The sequence below is a fragment of the Streptomyces sp. NPDC101165 genome, from assembly GCF_044768135.1.
GTDB lineage: Bacteria > Actinomycetota > Actinomycetes > Streptomycetales > Streptomycetaceae > Streptomyces.
On record NZ_JBIWPG010000001.1, the window covers coordinates 335,769 to 349,644 of the forward strand.

10 protein-coding genes are annotated in these 13,876 nt (G+C 72.4%); 8 read left to right on the forward strand and 2 right to left on the reverse strand.

Annotation, left to right across the window (positions count from 1 at the left end; all coding sequences use genetic code 11):
- Positions 1-3: 3 nt before the first annotated feature.
- Both ACIRVH_RS01480 and ACIRVH_RS01485 read right to left on the reverse strand, forming a co-directional pair.
- Positions 4-1,254, reverse strand: coding sequence for an ROK family transcriptional regulator (locus ACIRVH_RS01480; protein WP_403947251.1), 1,251 nt, complete (start codon positions 1,252-1,254; stop codon positions 4-6).
- A 137-nt stretch (positions 1,255-1,391) separates the two neighbouring features.
- Positions 1,392-2,645, reverse strand: a complete 1,254-nt coding sequence (locus tag ACIRVH_RS01485; protein WP_403947252.1) for an FAD-binding protein — start codon at positions 2,643-2,645, stop codon at positions 1,392-1,394.
- A gap of 109 nt (positions 2,646-2,754) precedes the next feature.
- Here ACIRVH_RS01485 and ACIRVH_RS01490 point away from each other — a divergent pair, with 109 nt between their 5' ends.
- The 8 genes from ACIRVH_RS01490 (at position 2,755) to ACIRVH_RS01525 (ending at position 13,873) form a co-directional block, all read left to right on the forward strand.
- Complete coding sequence (locus tag ACIRVH_RS01490; protein ID WP_403947253.1) at positions 2,755-3,762, forward strand: hydroxyacid dehydrogenase; 1,008 nt, start codon at positions 2,755-2,757, stop codon at positions 3,760-3,762.
- A 54-nt stretch (positions 3,763-3,816) separates the two neighbouring features.
- Complete coding sequence (locus tag ACIRVH_RS01495; protein WP_403947254.1) at positions 3,817-4,878, forward strand: LacI family DNA-binding transcriptional regulator; 1,062 nt, start codon at positions 3,817-3,819, stop codon at positions 4,876-4,878.
- Positions 4,879-4,986: 108 nt separating this feature from the next.
- The gene (locus ACIRVH_RS01500) at positions 4,987-5,751 is read left to right on the forward strand and encodes a hypothetical protein (RefSeq protein ID WP_403947255.1); all 765 of its coding nucleotides are present in this window, start codon (positions 4,987-4,989) and stop codon (positions 5,749-5,751) included.
- An 87-nt stretch (positions 5,752-5,838) separates the two neighbouring features.
- Complete coding sequence (locus ACIRVH_RS01505) at positions 5,839-6,513, forward strand: pyridoxamine 5'-phosphate oxidase family protein (protein ID WP_403947256.1); 675 nt, start codon at positions 5,839-5,841, stop codon at positions 6,511-6,513.
- A 57-nt stretch (positions 6,514-6,570) separates the two neighbouring features.
- Entirely contained in the window at positions 6,571-7,890 is a 1,320-nt protein-coding gene (locus ACIRVH_RS01510) for a radical SAM protein (protein ID WP_403947257.1), read from the forward strand.
- A 238-nt stretch (positions 7,891-8,128) separates the two neighbouring features.
- Entirely contained in the window at positions 8,129-9,628 is a 1,500-nt protein-coding gene (locus ACIRVH_RS01515; RefSeq protein WP_403947258.1) for a cellulose binding domain-containing protein, read from the forward strand.
- Between the two features lie 259 nt (positions 9,629-9,887).
- Positions 9,888-10,982, forward strand: coding sequence for a ribosome small subunit-dependent GTPase A (gene rsgA, locus ACIRVH_RS01520; RefSeq protein ID WP_403947259.1), 1,095 nt, complete (start codon positions 9,888-9,890; stop codon positions 10,980-10,982).
- A 113-nt stretch (positions 10,983-11,095) separates the two neighbouring features.
- On the forward strand, positions 11,096-13,873 hold the full coding sequence (locus tag ACIRVH_RS01525; protein WP_403947260.1) for a SpoIIE family protein phosphatase: 2,778 nt from the start codon (positions 11,096-11,098) through the stop codon (positions 13,871-13,873).
- The last annotated feature ends 3 nt before the right edge of the window (positions 13,874-13,876 follow it).

A 13,876-nucleotide genomic window follows, 5' to 3' on the forward strand; every position in this document is an offset into this window, starting at 1 on the left:
TCGTCATGAAGGCGGTGCGGTACGGCTCCTTGCGGGTGCGGTGGTGCGCTTCGTGCCAGCCCTCTGTCCGACGGACTGCAGGGCCCCCTCCAGCGCGAACGTGGCAGCGCCCAGGGACACCGGGTCGGTGGGGATCGGGGAGAGGACGATCTCGGTGGCGGCGAGCGGCCGCCGCAGCGCGTGCCGGGACACGGCCGCGCGTACCTCGCCGAGCAGCGGCTCGCCCAGCCGTGACGCCACCCAGCTGCTGAGCACGACCACTTCGGGGTTGAGGAGGTTGATCAGGTCGGAGATCCCGGCGCCCAGGTAGCGGGCGGTGTCCCGGACCACCTTGAGCGCCACCGGGTCGTCCACGGCGACCGCCCGGGCCAGCGCGTCGATGGTGGCCGTCTGGTCCTCGGGGTGCAACAGCGTGGACTGCGGGCTGAGTTCGCGCAGGTTCTGCATGATGCCGGGCGCGCCCACGTACGTCTCCACGCAGCCGTGGTTGCCGCAGTGGCACAGCCGCCCGTCCAGCACGAGCGTGGTGTGCCCCCACTCGCCGGCGCTGTTGCTCACGCCCCGGTGCAGCCCACCGCCGAGCGCCAGACCGGCGCCGACGCCGGTGCCGAGATTGACCACCACGGCGTCCCCGCGGCCCCGCGCGGCCCCGAACCACAGCTCGGCCACCGCGCAGGCGCGCAGCGGGTTGTCCAGGTACAGGGGATAGGCGATGTGTTCGGCGAGCAGGTCGAGCAGCGGGACGTCGTGCCAGTTCCAGTTGGGCGCGTACTCGGCGATGCCGGTGTCCCGGTCCACCTGGCCCGGCACGCTCACCCCGACACCGAGCACACGGGCGGCCTCGACCCCGGCCTGGGCGACCACCGAGCCGACGGCGGTGGCGACATGGCCGACCACCTGCTCGGGACGGCTCTCGCCGGGCCGCATGTCCTCGTCGGCGCGGGCCAGCACGTTCAGCGCCAGGTCGAACAGCTCGACATGGACGTACGTCTCCGCGATGTCGACGCCGATCAACGCGCCCCCCGACGCGTTGACGGCGACCAGGCCCCGGGGGCGGCCGCCGGCGGAGTCCTCGAAACCGACCTCGGTGATCATGCGCAGGTCCAGCAGCTCGCCGACGAGCGTGGCGACCGTGGCGAGGCTCAGTCCGGTGGCCGCGGCCAGTTCCTGCCGGGAGGTGGGAGACTCGGCGATGATCTGGCGCAGCACCTCGTAGCGGTTCGCGGTGCGGATGTCGCGCGATGTGCGCTTCACGGAGCTGCCCCTCCCATCCCGTCGGACCAGCCGGGGCGAGGTCGGCACCGGCGCGGCGTCAGGCTATGGGCTGGGAGGGACTTTCGACAAGGGGTTAGGAAAGGGGGTGGAGAAAGTCTGCCGTCCGTGGCCGTCCGTCAGTCTGCCAGGACGTCCCGGACGAAGGCGTTGGTGAACTTGCCCGTGGGGTCCAGGGCTTGGGCCAGGGCGCGGAAGTCGGCAAGGCGTTCGTACCGTCGGCCCACCACGGTCGCCGGCACGGTGAAGACCTTCCCCCAGTGCGGGCGCGGGTCGAAGGCGTCCAGTGCCTCCTCCACCCGGCGGACCACCGGCAGCACGGCCGCCGTGTCCTCGACCCAGGTGAAGTGCAGGGCCACCGAGTCGCGGCCGTGGGCCGGGCTGAGCCACTGCGGGTCGGCGGCGACCGTACGGACCTCGCAGGTCTGCAGGACAGCGGCGACCGTCGACCGAATGCCGTCGATCGCGGCCAGCGCGTCCACGGCGGCCGACCGCGGCAGCAGATACTCCGACTGCAGCTCGTCACCGCTGCTCGGCGTGAACTCCGCCCGGAAGTGCGGCAGCCGTTCGTGCCACGGCCCCGGCACCCCGAACTGCTCGGTGCAGTTGCCCGCCGGCATCCCCGGCACCGGGTGCAGCGCCTCGGTCGCGGGCGCGGCCCACGGGAAGTCCACCGGTGCCTGATCGGTGCGGCGCTTGACCCACGCCTGCCGGAAGCCCGGCTCCCGCCAGTCGGTGAACAGGCTCACGCTGTACGCGGCCCCCGCCACCGACCCGAAGTCCAGCCCCGCCAGCGGCAGCTCGGTGAACACGTACTGCTCCACCTCGTACGACGGCTCCAGGTCGAGCGTGAGCGCGGTGACCACACCGAGCGCGCCGAGGGAGGTCACGGCACCGTCGAAGCGGGTGTCCCCCCGCGCGATCGACACCGTCGAGCCGTCCGCGGTCACCAGCTCGACCTCCCGCACCGCCGCCGCGAGCGGCCCGTTGCCCACCCCCGAGCCGTGGGTGCCGGTCGCCACCGAGCCGGCCACCGAAATGTGCGGCAGGGAGGCCATGTTGGGCAGCGCGAGGCCGTGGGCGTGGACCGTGCGGGCCAGCTCGGCGTACCGGACACCGCCCGAGGCCCGTACCGTACGGGCCGTGGTGTCCACGTCGAACACCGGTGGCAGGTCGGCGATCGACAGCAGGACGCCGTCGGCCCCCGGGTCGGCGATCTCGTTGAAGGAGTGGCCGCTGCCCAGCACCCGCACCTTCGGGCTCCCGGCCACCAGGGCCCGGAGCGCGTCGAGCGAGCGCGGACGGTGGAACTCCTTCGCCGTATAGGTGATGTTGCGCGCCCAGTTGGTCGCCGTGCCGGCCGTTCCGGTCATCCCTGTCGTCCCTCCGGGTGAGTGCGTGTCCGTTGACCCTCTCATTCGCGGCGACCTACCGTAGAGAGCGGTTGCTATCCGCGCGTCACCGAGCCGGAAGGTCACTTCCTTGCCCGAGCGTCCCCAGGCACTGTTCGCCATGACCGCCCAGAACATGCCGCACATCTTTCCGCCGAAGGTGCTCGCGCGGCTGCGTGCCTGCGTGGAAATCGATCCCACTCTGGTGGCGCACGACTTCACCGAGCCACGGGTCCGGGAGGCCCTCTCCCGCACCGAGGTCCTCGTCACCGGCTGGGGCTGCCCCCGCCTCGACGCGGCCGCCCTGGACGCCGCCCCCGAACTGCGCGCGGTGCTGCACGCGGCCGGCTCGGTCAAGGGGTTCACCTCCCCCGAGGTCTGGCAGCGCGGCATCGTCGTCTCCTCGGCGGCCGCCGCCAACGCGCTGCCGGTCGCCGAGTACACCCTCGCGATGATCCTGCTCGCCGGGAAGGACGTCTTCGCCTTCCGCGACCTGCTGCGGGCACGCCGTACCTTCCCCTACGGCGACATCGTCCCCGGCATCGGCAACCACGGCCGCCGGGTGGGCGTCGTCGGCGCCTCGCGCATCGGCCGCCGCCTGATCGAACTGCTCCGGCCCCACGACCTCCGGGTGAGCCTCGCCGACCCGTACGTGGACGCGGCGGAGGCCGCGCGGCTCGGCGTGCCCCTGCTGCCCCTCGACGACCTGCTGCGCACCTCGGACATCGTCACGCTGCACGCCCCGCAGACCCCCGAGACGCGGCACCTCGTGGGATCCCGCGAACTGGCCCTGATGCCCACCGGATCGGTGCTGATCAACACCGCGCGCGGCGCCCTGGTCGACCACGGCGCCCTGATCGGGGAACTGCGCACCGGACGCCTGAACGCCGTCCTCGACGTCACCGACCCCGAGCCGCTGCCCGCCGACTCACCCCTCTTCGACCTGCCCAACGCCTTCGTCACCCCGCATCTCGCGGGCTCCCAGGGCAATGAGCTGGCCCGGCTCGGCCTGACCGTCGTGGAGGAGGCCGAACGACTGCTGTCCGGGGGCGAGTTGGCCTACGCCATCGACCACACGGCGCTGGAGCGGGCGGCGTGACGGGGTGCCCGCCTCGTAAGGTGAGCCGAAGACGCGAGGAAGGGGGGCCGAGCGGTGGTCAAGCGGACACAGCCCGCACCGGGCGGGGACGCCTCGACCGTGCGGGACGTCGCCGCGCGGGCCGGGGTGTCCGCGTCGACCGTCTCGCGGGTGCTGGGCGGCACCTATCCGGTGGCCCCGGCGACCCGCGCCAAGGTGCTCAAGGCGATGCGCGAGCTGGACTACGTGGTCAACGCGCACGCCCGGGCGCTCGGCGGCGCGACCAACCACACGGTCGCCTTCGTGGTGGACGACGTCACCGGCCCCTTCTACGCGCACATCGCCCGCGGGGTGGAGGAGCAGGCCTCGGCGGAGGGCCGGCTGTGCATGCTGTGCACCACGCACGGCGACCCGAAGCGCATCCTCGCCGTCGTCGAGACCATGCGCGAGCAGCGTGCCGACGCGGTCATCGTGGTGGGCGGCGCCTGGGAGGACAAGGCCTACCAGGACCGCATGACCCATTTCGCCCACGCCCTGGACCGGGCCGGATCCCGGCTGGTCCTGGTCGGCCGCCCGCCGCTCGGCCCCGGAGTCCCCGCCACGGTCGTCGACTACGACAACGAGGGCGGCGCCTTCGCCCTGACCACCCACCTGCTCTCCGCCGGCCACCGCGGCATCGCCTACCTCGGCCGGGTCCCCGGCCTGTCCACCAGCGCCCAGCGGATCAGCGGCTTCACCCGGGCCCATGAACTCCTCGGCCTCACCCCCGACCCCCGGCTGCTCGTCGACGGCACCTTCTCCCGCTCGTACGGCTACCGGTCCACCCGCGAACTCCTAGCCTCCGGACCGGAGTTCACCGCGATCTTCGCCGCCACTGACATGATCGCCACGGGCGTGATCCAGGCCCTGCGCGAGGCGGGCCGTCGCATCCCCGACGACGTGGCGGTGGCGGGCTACGACGACATCCCGGTCGCCCGCGACGTCCACCCCGCCCTCACCACGGTCCACGTCCCGCAGGAGGAACTGGGCCGCGCCGCAGTCCGCCTGGCCCTCCACCACGAGGAACTGGCCGACAGCCAGCATCTGGTGCTGGGGACGCATGTGGTGCTGCGGGACTCGACGCGCAGAGCGCAGTAAGCAGCAGCGGTACTGCCATGGGGGGTTGTGATGAGTGTTCGGAGCTGTCCGCCGTTCCCCCGGCTTGCGGGCCTGACGGTTCCCCTGGCCGGCGCTGCGGGGTTCGCTGTGGTGCTGACGTCCGCCTACCGGGGTACCGATGCCTGGCTCATCTGGAGCTGTGCAGCGGTCGCGCTGGCCGCCGCGAGTGGGGCCGCCTTCGTCCACGGTCTGCGGCGCTGGGCAGAACTCGCCGCGCTCGGTGACGTACCGGCGCAGGTGGTGGCCCGGCCATTGGCCCTGCTGTATGCGATCAGTGGCGCGGTGCTGGTCCTGGTCCTGCACGGGGATCTCGCCCACGCCTGGCGGGCACTGGTACTGATCGCGCTCGCCGCCGCGGGGCTCGCCCCCGGGGCCGCCACCATGGTCGGTGTCGGCCATGTGGCGCGCATCCGCGCCGACGCTGCCCCCGCCGCACCCGGACTCCAACTCGCCACTCTGCTCTCGGCCGGACGTCTGCTGCAGTCACTGCTGACCGTCATGGGTGGAATCGTCGCCCTGCTCGTGGTCGCCGAGGCCACCAGCCAGCGCATGCACGCGCAGACCAGCAGCGAGACCACCCTGGTCTTCGGAGCCGGCAGCTCCGCGCTCGTTGCGATCGTGTACGCACCGGTGGCGGCGAAACTACGTCAGCGTGGGCGCGAACTAGTCGACATATGCCATCCTTTGGCACCGCTCGCCCCCGATGAATTGGCTGATGCCCTGGACAAACGTTCCCGGCTGGAAACTGCTTTGGGTGTGGACCGCACGGCCTTCGGTGACATCCAGACCAACCTGGTCGTCGTCGGCCCGCTCCTGGCGGCTGCGGCGTCAGCCTTCCTGTCCCGGCAGTAGAACGGATTTCGTTGTTCCGATAACTTATATCTGCGAAATCCGAAAAATATCTAGCCGTATAGCGACTGTTTCGGTAGCTTCCGTTGCATGCCCTCTGAAGCCTTCTCCGCCCGGCTCCCCGAAACCGACCTCACCCGCCACTGCCGCCTCCGCGGCCAGGGCAGTCTGGAGCGGGCCGAGCTGGAGGCGATTCTGGACGCCGGGTTCGTCTGTCACCTGGGTGTGGTGGTCGAGGGGCGGCCGCTGGTCGTGCCGACCGTGTACGGGTGGGACGAGCGGGAGCTGTACCTGCACGGGTCCGTGGCCAGTCGCAGCCTGGCCGGTGATCTCCCGGTCTGTGTGACCGTCACGCACATCGACGGGCTCGTGCTCGCCCGGTCCGTCTTCGAGCACGGGGTGAACTACCGCAGCGCCATGATCCACGGCACCGCCCGCAAGGTCACCGATGCCGAGGAGAAGCTGGAGGGACTGCGCCGGCTCACCGAGCACGCGACGCCGGGGCAGTGGTCGTACGCCCGGCGGCCGAACCGGAAGGAACTCGCCGCCACCACCCTCCTCGCGCTCTCCCTCGAAGAGGCCTCCGTCAAGATACGGAGCGGCGCTCCCGACGACGGTGACGGGCCCGACGCGGAACTCGGCCTGTGGGCCGGGGTCCTGCCGCTCACCTCCGTCTGGGGCGAGCCCGTCGCCGACCCGGCGCTGCCGTCCGGCACCGCCGTACCGGGACACGTCGCGCGCCGTGCGGGGACCCGGCACGGCTGACCCGGAGGCGGGGGCATACGGTGAGAGGCGAACGCCTGAGCCGGGAGGAGATGACGGATGGGCAGTCGCACCGCGCTGGTCGAGGATCTGCTGGAGAGGTTCCCGCACGTACCGCGGGAGGCCGTCTTCAAGGAGGACCTGCTTCGGGGTGGCGTCGCTTTCGACCCATCCGCCCTCAGTGACAACGAGAGCGGCGAGGTCAAGCCGAAGTCGTACTTCATCTTCTCCTTCGACCACGGCACCCTGCCCGAGCTGGGCGAGGCCGCGCTGCGCCGGCCCCCGGAGGAGATCATCCTCACCGGCGGCCCGTACGACCTGCGCCGCACGGTGGTCTCCGTGCGGGTGAACCCGGCCTCGCCGTACCGGGTCGCCGCCGACGACGAGGGGTTGCTCGGGCTGTACCTGGACGGGAAGCGCATCGCCGACGTGGGTGTGCCGCCGATGCCCGAGTACTACCGGCACAAGCTGTCCAACGGGAAGTCCGTCATGGAGGTCGCCCCGACCATCCAGTGGGGCTACCTGATCTACCTCACCGTCTTCCGGGTCTGCCAGTACTTCGGCGCCAAGGAGGAGTGCCAGTACTGCGACATCAACCACAACTGGCGCCAGCACAAGGCGGCCGGGCGGCCCTACACCGGGGTCAAGGACGTCGAGGAGGTGCTCGAAGCCCTCGAGATCATCGACCGCTACGACACCCAGAAGGCGTCCACCGCCTACACCCTCACCGGCGGTGCGATCACCAAGACGGTCGCCGGCCGGGACGAGGCCGACTTCTACGGCCACTACGCCAAGGCCATCGAGGAGCGCTTCCCGGGCCGCTGGATCGGCAAGGTCGTCGCGCAGGCGCTGCCCAAGGCGGACGTGCAGCGGTTCAAGGACTACGGGGTGCAGATCTACCACCCCAACTTCGAGGTGTGGGACCGCCGGCTGTTCGAGCTGTACTGCCCCGGCAAGGAGCGGTACGTCGGCCGGGACGAGTGGCACAAGCGGATCCTGGACTCGGCGGAGATCTTCGGCGCGCGCAACGTGATCCCCAACTTCGTCGCGGGCGTGGAGATGGCCGAGCCGTTCGGCTTCACCACCGTCGACGAGGCCATCGCCTCCACCACCGAGGGCCTGCGCTTCTTCATGTCGCAGGGCATCACGCCCCGCTTCACCACCTGGTGCCCGGAGCCCACCACCCCGCTCGGCAAGGCCAACCCGCAGGGCGCGCCGCTGGAGTACCACATCCGGCTCCTGGAGGCCTACCGGGCCACCATGGACGAATTCGGCCTCTCCTCGCCCCCCGGCTACGGCCCGCCCGGACCCGGCCGCGCGGTGTTCTCCGTCAGTTCCTTCATGGACAGCCTGCCCGCCGCCGAGCCGGCGGAGGTGTGATCCGCTCCGGAAAAGAACCGGCGGGACGGTGAGTGGATCGGCGACCGCATCCGTATCAGAGGCCGGAGTTGCGGTCCTGCGCGGATGCCGTCACGTCGTGCGACCTCTTGGTCACCGAATTTGAATACGACGCTTGTCAGTTGTGGCGAAGACGTGAAAGGCTCCTGCCGCCGCGAGGTTCCCCCCAACTCCATTTCCTCTATGGTGAGTTGACCTCGCACCTGGATGCAGGAGTCCCATGCCCGACCTGCCGACCCCCCAGGACGCCACCGAGGCCGCGCTGTTCTCGGAGTGCTGGGACGCGGTGCTCTCGTACGCCGACCTGTGCACCTCCGGCTCCCTGACGGCACACCAGCTGGCGACCGAGGCGTTCACCCTCGGCATGCGCGAGGTGCGCGCCGCCGGTACCGTGCCCGCGCGCGGGCACGGCCGACGGGCCGGCCGGCTGCCGACGATCCCGGAGCTGCTGGCCGCGGTGCGCAACACGGCCGCGAGCTGGGAGGCCGACGGCGAGGGGCACAAGCTGGACCCCGACCTGAGGCTGTGGCTCAACTCCGGCCAGGCCGCCCGCTACACCGGTCCGCCGCTGCAGCGCCCGGTCGCGTTGCGCGGCCTCAGGGACATGCAGGAGGCGGACGCCTCGCTGCTGTGGCTCGCCGAGGTGGAGGCGCTGCCGCTGCCGACGGTGGCCCGCCGGCTCGGCCTCGACCCGGCCACCATCGCCGAGGAACTCGACCAGGTCCGCGGCCTGTTCCGGGACCGCTGCCACCGCGCGCACCTCGACACGCCGATGGACGCGCAGTGCCGCAGCTACGCCCGCCTGCTGGACGCGGTCACCCGCTCGCCGGCCGCCGAGACTCCGGGCGACCTCTCCCGGCACCTCGCCACCTGCGTCCAGTGCGCCGAGGCCGCCGCCTGTCTGCGGCTGCACGGGGGCGGACTGCCGGCGGCGCTGGCCGGCGGGGTCATCGGCTGGGGCGGTCTCGCCTATCTGGAGCGCCGGCGCCGGGCCGCCGAGGTCCGGCTCGGGGCGGGCCGGCCGGGCGCGGTCGAGGCCGACGGCGGCGACTCCGAGGAGAAAGAGGGGTGCAGCCGCGTCCTGCGCAACGGCCTGCTCGCCGCCGCCGTCCTGCTGTCGGTACTGGCCCTCGGCGTGTCGATGATGCCGTTCGACGGCTCGGGCGACTCCGGCGACGACAGGGCGGCCGCAGCCCGCGACGACCGGCAGCCGGTCGCCGACCCCGCCGGCCCGGACACCGCCACCGCCACGGCCATCGGTCCGGCTCCCTCCCGCACCCCCTCCACGACCCCTTCCCCGACCGCCTCCAAGGGCAGGTCCGACCGCAATAACCCCGACCCCGAACCCCAGGGCACCTCGGCCGCCACCACCAGCGCCGGCCCGACCCGTACGACCGCCCCCGCGGCCGGCTGCCGGGTCGACTACAACCTGGACAGCCAGTGGCCCGACGGCTTCCAGGCCACCGTCACCGTCACCACCGACAAGGCCCTCACCGGCTGGCAGGTCGCCTGGCGCTTCCGCGACGGCCAGCAGGTCGGCCAGATGTGGGACGCGACGGTCCGCCAGGACGGCTCCCGCGTCACCGCCTCCGCCGCCGACTACAACAAGTCCGTGTCCGCGCAGGAGACCCTGACGTTCGGGTTCCTGGCCTCCTGGCAGGGGGAGAACCGGGTGCCGTACGACTTCACGCTCAACGGGGCGGCCTGCGCGACGAACTGACGGCGGCTGCCCACCCGTTCGCGACGGGTGCCGGAAATTTAGTGCGTTGACGTGAGCCGCCGGAGGCGGGCTACAGTGATCACACGCGTCGAGGTGGCGTGTGTACGCACGAGCTGAACTTGGAGGTGTCGACCGAATGGCTGTCACTGCGCTGGGCGCTGCCCTCATCCAGGAACTCCTCAAGTCCACCTCCGTGGTCACCGGCTGACCGACCTGCGCTGAACGCGCCCGCCGGGGCCACCCCTGTGAAGGGTCTCCCTTGACTTCCAGCTCTGCTGTTTTCACCGCGCTGGCTCCCTACGGCTGGGACGACGCCTGGGCCGACGCGTTCACCCCGCACGAGTCCGAGGGGCTGCTGCCCGGACGGGTGGTGCGGGTCGACCGCGGTCAGTGCGACGTGGTCACCGCGGGCGGTGTGCTGCGCGCCGACACCGCCTTCGTCACCCCGCACGACCCCCTGCGGGTCGTCTGCACCGGCGACTGGGTCGCCGTCGAACCCGGCGGCAACCCCCGCTACGTGCGCACGTATCTGCCGCGCCGCACCGCCTTCGTGCGCTCCACCTCCTCCAAGCGGTCCGAGGGGCAGATCCTCGCGGCCAACGTCGACCACGCCGTCGTCGCCGTGTCCCTCGCCGTCGAACTCGACCTCGGGCGCGTCGAACGGTTCCTGGCGCTGGCCTGGGAGTCCGGGGCACAGCCCGTGGTCGTGCTCACCAAGGCCGACCTCGTGCCGGACCCGGTGGTGCTGGCCCACCTCGTCCAGGACGTCGAGACGACCGCGCCCGGCGTGCCCGTGCTCACGGTCAGCGCCCTGCACGGCGACGGCCTCGACGTGCTCGTCTCCCTCGTCGGCTCGGGCACGTCCGTGCTGCTCGGGCAGTCCGGCGCGGGCAAGTCCACGCTCGCCAACGCCCTCGTCGGCGACGACGTCATGGACGTACAGGCCGCCCGTGACGTGGACGGCAAGGGGCGGCACACCACGACCACCCGCAACCTGCTGCCGCTGCCCTCCGGGGGCGTGCTCATCGACACCCCCGGGCTGCGGGGCGTCGGTCTGTTCGACGCCGAGAGCGGGGTCGGGCAGGTGTTCTCCGAGATCGAGGAACTGGCCGAGCAGTGCCGCTTCCACGACTGCGTCCACGAGAGCGAGCCCGGCTGCGCGGTCCGCGCCGCGGTGGACAGCGGTGCCCTCCCGGTCCGCCGCCTGGACAGCTACCGCAAGCTGATGCGGGAGAACCAGCGGATCGTCGCCAAGACGGACGCCCGCCTGCGCTCCGAGATCCGCAAGGACTGGAAGCGGAAGGGGGCGGAGGGCAGGGCGGCGATGGAGGCCAAGCGGGGCCGGTGGAGCTAGGCGCCCGAGGATGAGAGCGCGTTCCTGGCGGGTGGCTTCGGCCCCCGCCAGGAGCCGCGGTGCTCCAGCGCGGGCGGCGCGTCCATTTCCTGCCGCTGATGTAGAAATAGACCATGAAGAGGCGTTTCGGCCTGTTCGGGGTGCGGGACGCTCCCGCCCCTGCCGAGGCGTCCCCGGTCGCCGCCGGGCGGCCCCGCCGTCTGCCGTCGGGTGTGCACAGTGTCGCGGGACAGATGTTCGTCCTGCAGCTCGTCATCCTGCTGCTGTTCGGCGCGGCCGCCGTGACGGCCCTGGTGCTGCAGGCCCAGCAGACGAGCCTGACCGCGGCGCGGGAACGTGCGCTCGCCGGGGCCGAGACGTTCGCGAACGCCCCGGGCACGCTCGACGCGATGCGCTCCGCCCAGCCCAGCGCGCTGCTGCAACCCCGCGCCGAGGCGGCCCGCAGGGGCTCCGGCGTCGACTACATCGTCGCGTTCAGCCCGGCCGGACACCGCTGGACCCATCCCGACCCGCGCCTGATCGGGAAGCACGTGACCGGCACGTACCGCGAAGCGCTCGCCGGGCATCCGTCCACCTCCACGTTCGAGACACCCGTGGGCCAGGCGGTGGACTCCGCCGTGCCGGTCCTCGACAACCGCGGCAAGGTCGTCGGGATCGTGTCCGTCGGCATCACGGTCCGCAGCGAGCACGCGCGCGTGGCGCAGCACCTGCCGCTCGTGCTCGCCGCCGCCGGCGCTGCGCTGCTGCTCGCGACCACCGGATCCGGACTGGTCAGCCACCGCCTGCGGCGGCAGACCCGAGGCCTGGATCCGGCCGAACTGCGCCGCATGTACGACCACCACGACGCCGTACTGCACGCCGCCCGCGAGGGCGTCCTCATCGTCGACGAGGCCGGATGGCTGCTGCTCGTCAACGACGAGGCCCGGCGCCTGCTGGGCCTGCCCGAGGACGTGCGCGGCCGGCGCCTGAGGGACCTCGGCCTCGAACCGGGCCTCGCCGCACTGCTGGCCGGCGGACAGCCCGCCACCGACGAGGTCCGCGAGGCCGGCGACCGGATGCTCGCGGTGAGCGTCCGGCCGACCGCACCCTACGGCGGCCCGCCCGGCAGCGTCGTCACCCTGCGGGACACCACCGAACTGCGGGCCCTGACCGGCAAGGCCGCCGTGGCGGAGCGGCGGCTGCGCCTGCTGTACGACGCCATGACCGGGATCGGCACCACCCTCGACGTGGAGCGGACGGCGGAGGAACTCACCCGGTTCACCGTCCCCCGGTTCAGCGACTACGCCAGCGTCGACCTCGTCGACTCGATCCTGCGGGGCGGCCACGAGCCGGAGGGCACGATGATGCGGCGCACCGCCCTCACCGGCCTCCACCAGGACCATCCGCTGTTCCCGGTCGGCACCCTCATCGACTTCGGCTCCGAGACCCCGCAGGCGATCGGCTTCGGCACCGGCGAGCCCGTACTGGAGGCGCACCTGCCCGACCTCACCGGCTGGCAGGAACAGGATCCGGTCAACGCGCGCCGGATCATCGAGCACGGCATCCACTCGATGATGGTGATCCCGCTGCGCGCCCGCGGCATCCTCATGGGCGTGGCCAGCTTCTGGCGCTCCGAGCGGCCCGAACCCTTCGAGGAACAGGACGTGACGGTCGCCGAGGAACTGGTGGCCCGGGCCGCCCTCGCCATCGACAACGCCCGCCGCTACACCCGCGAGCACACCACGGCCGTCACCCTGCAGCGCAGCCTGCTGCCGCACGGCGTCCCCGAGCAGTCCGCGCTCGACGTGGCCTACCGCTATCTGCCCGCGCAGGCCGGGGTGGGCGGCGACTGGTTCGACGTCATCCCGCTGCCGGGCGCGCGGGTGGCGCTGGTCGTCGGCGACGTGGTCGGGCACGGGCTGCACGCGGCCGCCACCATGGGCCGGCTGCGCACCGCCGTGCACAACTTCTCCGCCCTCGACCAGAGCCCGGACGAACTGCTGGCGCACCTGGACGAGCTGGTCAGCCGGATCGACAGCGACGAGACGGGCGAGCAGAACGACGGCTCGGCCATCACCGGGGCCACCTGCCTGTACGCCCTCTACGACCCCGTCGCCAGCCGGGTCACGGTCGCCCGGGCCGGCCACCCCGGGCCCGCCCTCGTGCTGCCCGACGGCACCGCCGACTTCCCCGAGGTGCCCGTCTCCCCGCCCCTGGGCCTGGGCTTCGGCATGCCCGTGGAGGCGCGCGAGCTGACCCTGCCCGAGGGAACGCGGCTGGTGCTGTACACCGACGGGCTGGTGGAGGACCGCGTCCGGGACCTCGACACGGGCCTGGAGCAGTTGCGCGCCACCCTGGCCGGCACGGCGGACCGTACCCCGGAGGAGACCTGCGCGGACATCCTCGGCGCGGTACTGCCGGCCCGGCCGAGCGACGACGTGGCCCTGCTGGTGGCCCGCACCCGGCTGCTGGACCGCGACCGCATCGCCGACTGGGAGGTGCGCGCCGACCCGGCGGCCGTGGCCCCGGTCCGTGCCGCGTGCGCCCGCACCCTGGACACCTGGGGGCTCACGGACATCGGATACACCACCGAGCTGATCCTCAGCGAGCTGATCACCAACGCGATCCGGTACGGTTCCCCGCCCATCCGGGTCCGGCTGCTGCACGACCGCAGCCTGATCTGCGAGGTCTCCGACGGCAGCAGCACCGCCCCGCACCTGCGCCGTGCGGCGGACACCGACGAGGGTGGCCGCGGCCTGTTCCTGGTCGCCCGGCTCGCCGCCCGCTGGGGCACCCGCTACACGGCCCGCGGCAAGGTGATCTGGGCGGAGCTGCCCCTGCACGAGGACCGGCACGAGCCCGCACGGACGGCCGACGAGCTCCTGGACCAGTGGGACGACACCGCCCTCTAGCCC

Excerpts from the sequence above, each read along its gene's own strand:
- ACIRVH_RS01515 (WP_403947258.1), top strand. The coding sequence starts at position 8,129 with ATGCCCGACCTGCCGACCCCCCAGGACGCCACCGAGGCCGCGCTGTTC.
- ACIRVH_RS01525 (WP_403947260.1), top strand. The coding sequence starts at position 11,096 with ATGAAGAGGCGTTTCGGCCTGTTCGGGGTGCGGGACGCTCCCGCCCCT.
- ACIRVH_RS01505 (WP_403947256.1), top strand. The coding sequence starts at position 5,839 with ATGCCCTCTGAAGCCTTCTCCGCCCGGCTCCCCGAAACCGACCTCACC.
- ACIRVH_RS01510 (WP_403947257.1), top strand. The coding sequence starts at position 6,571 with ATGGGCAGTCGCACCGCGCTGGTCGAGGATCTGCTGGAGAGGTTCCCG.
- ACIRVH_RS01485 (WP_403947252.1), bottom strand. The coding sequence starts at position 2,645 with ATGACCGGAACGGCCGGCACGGCGACCAACTGGGCGCGCAACATCACC.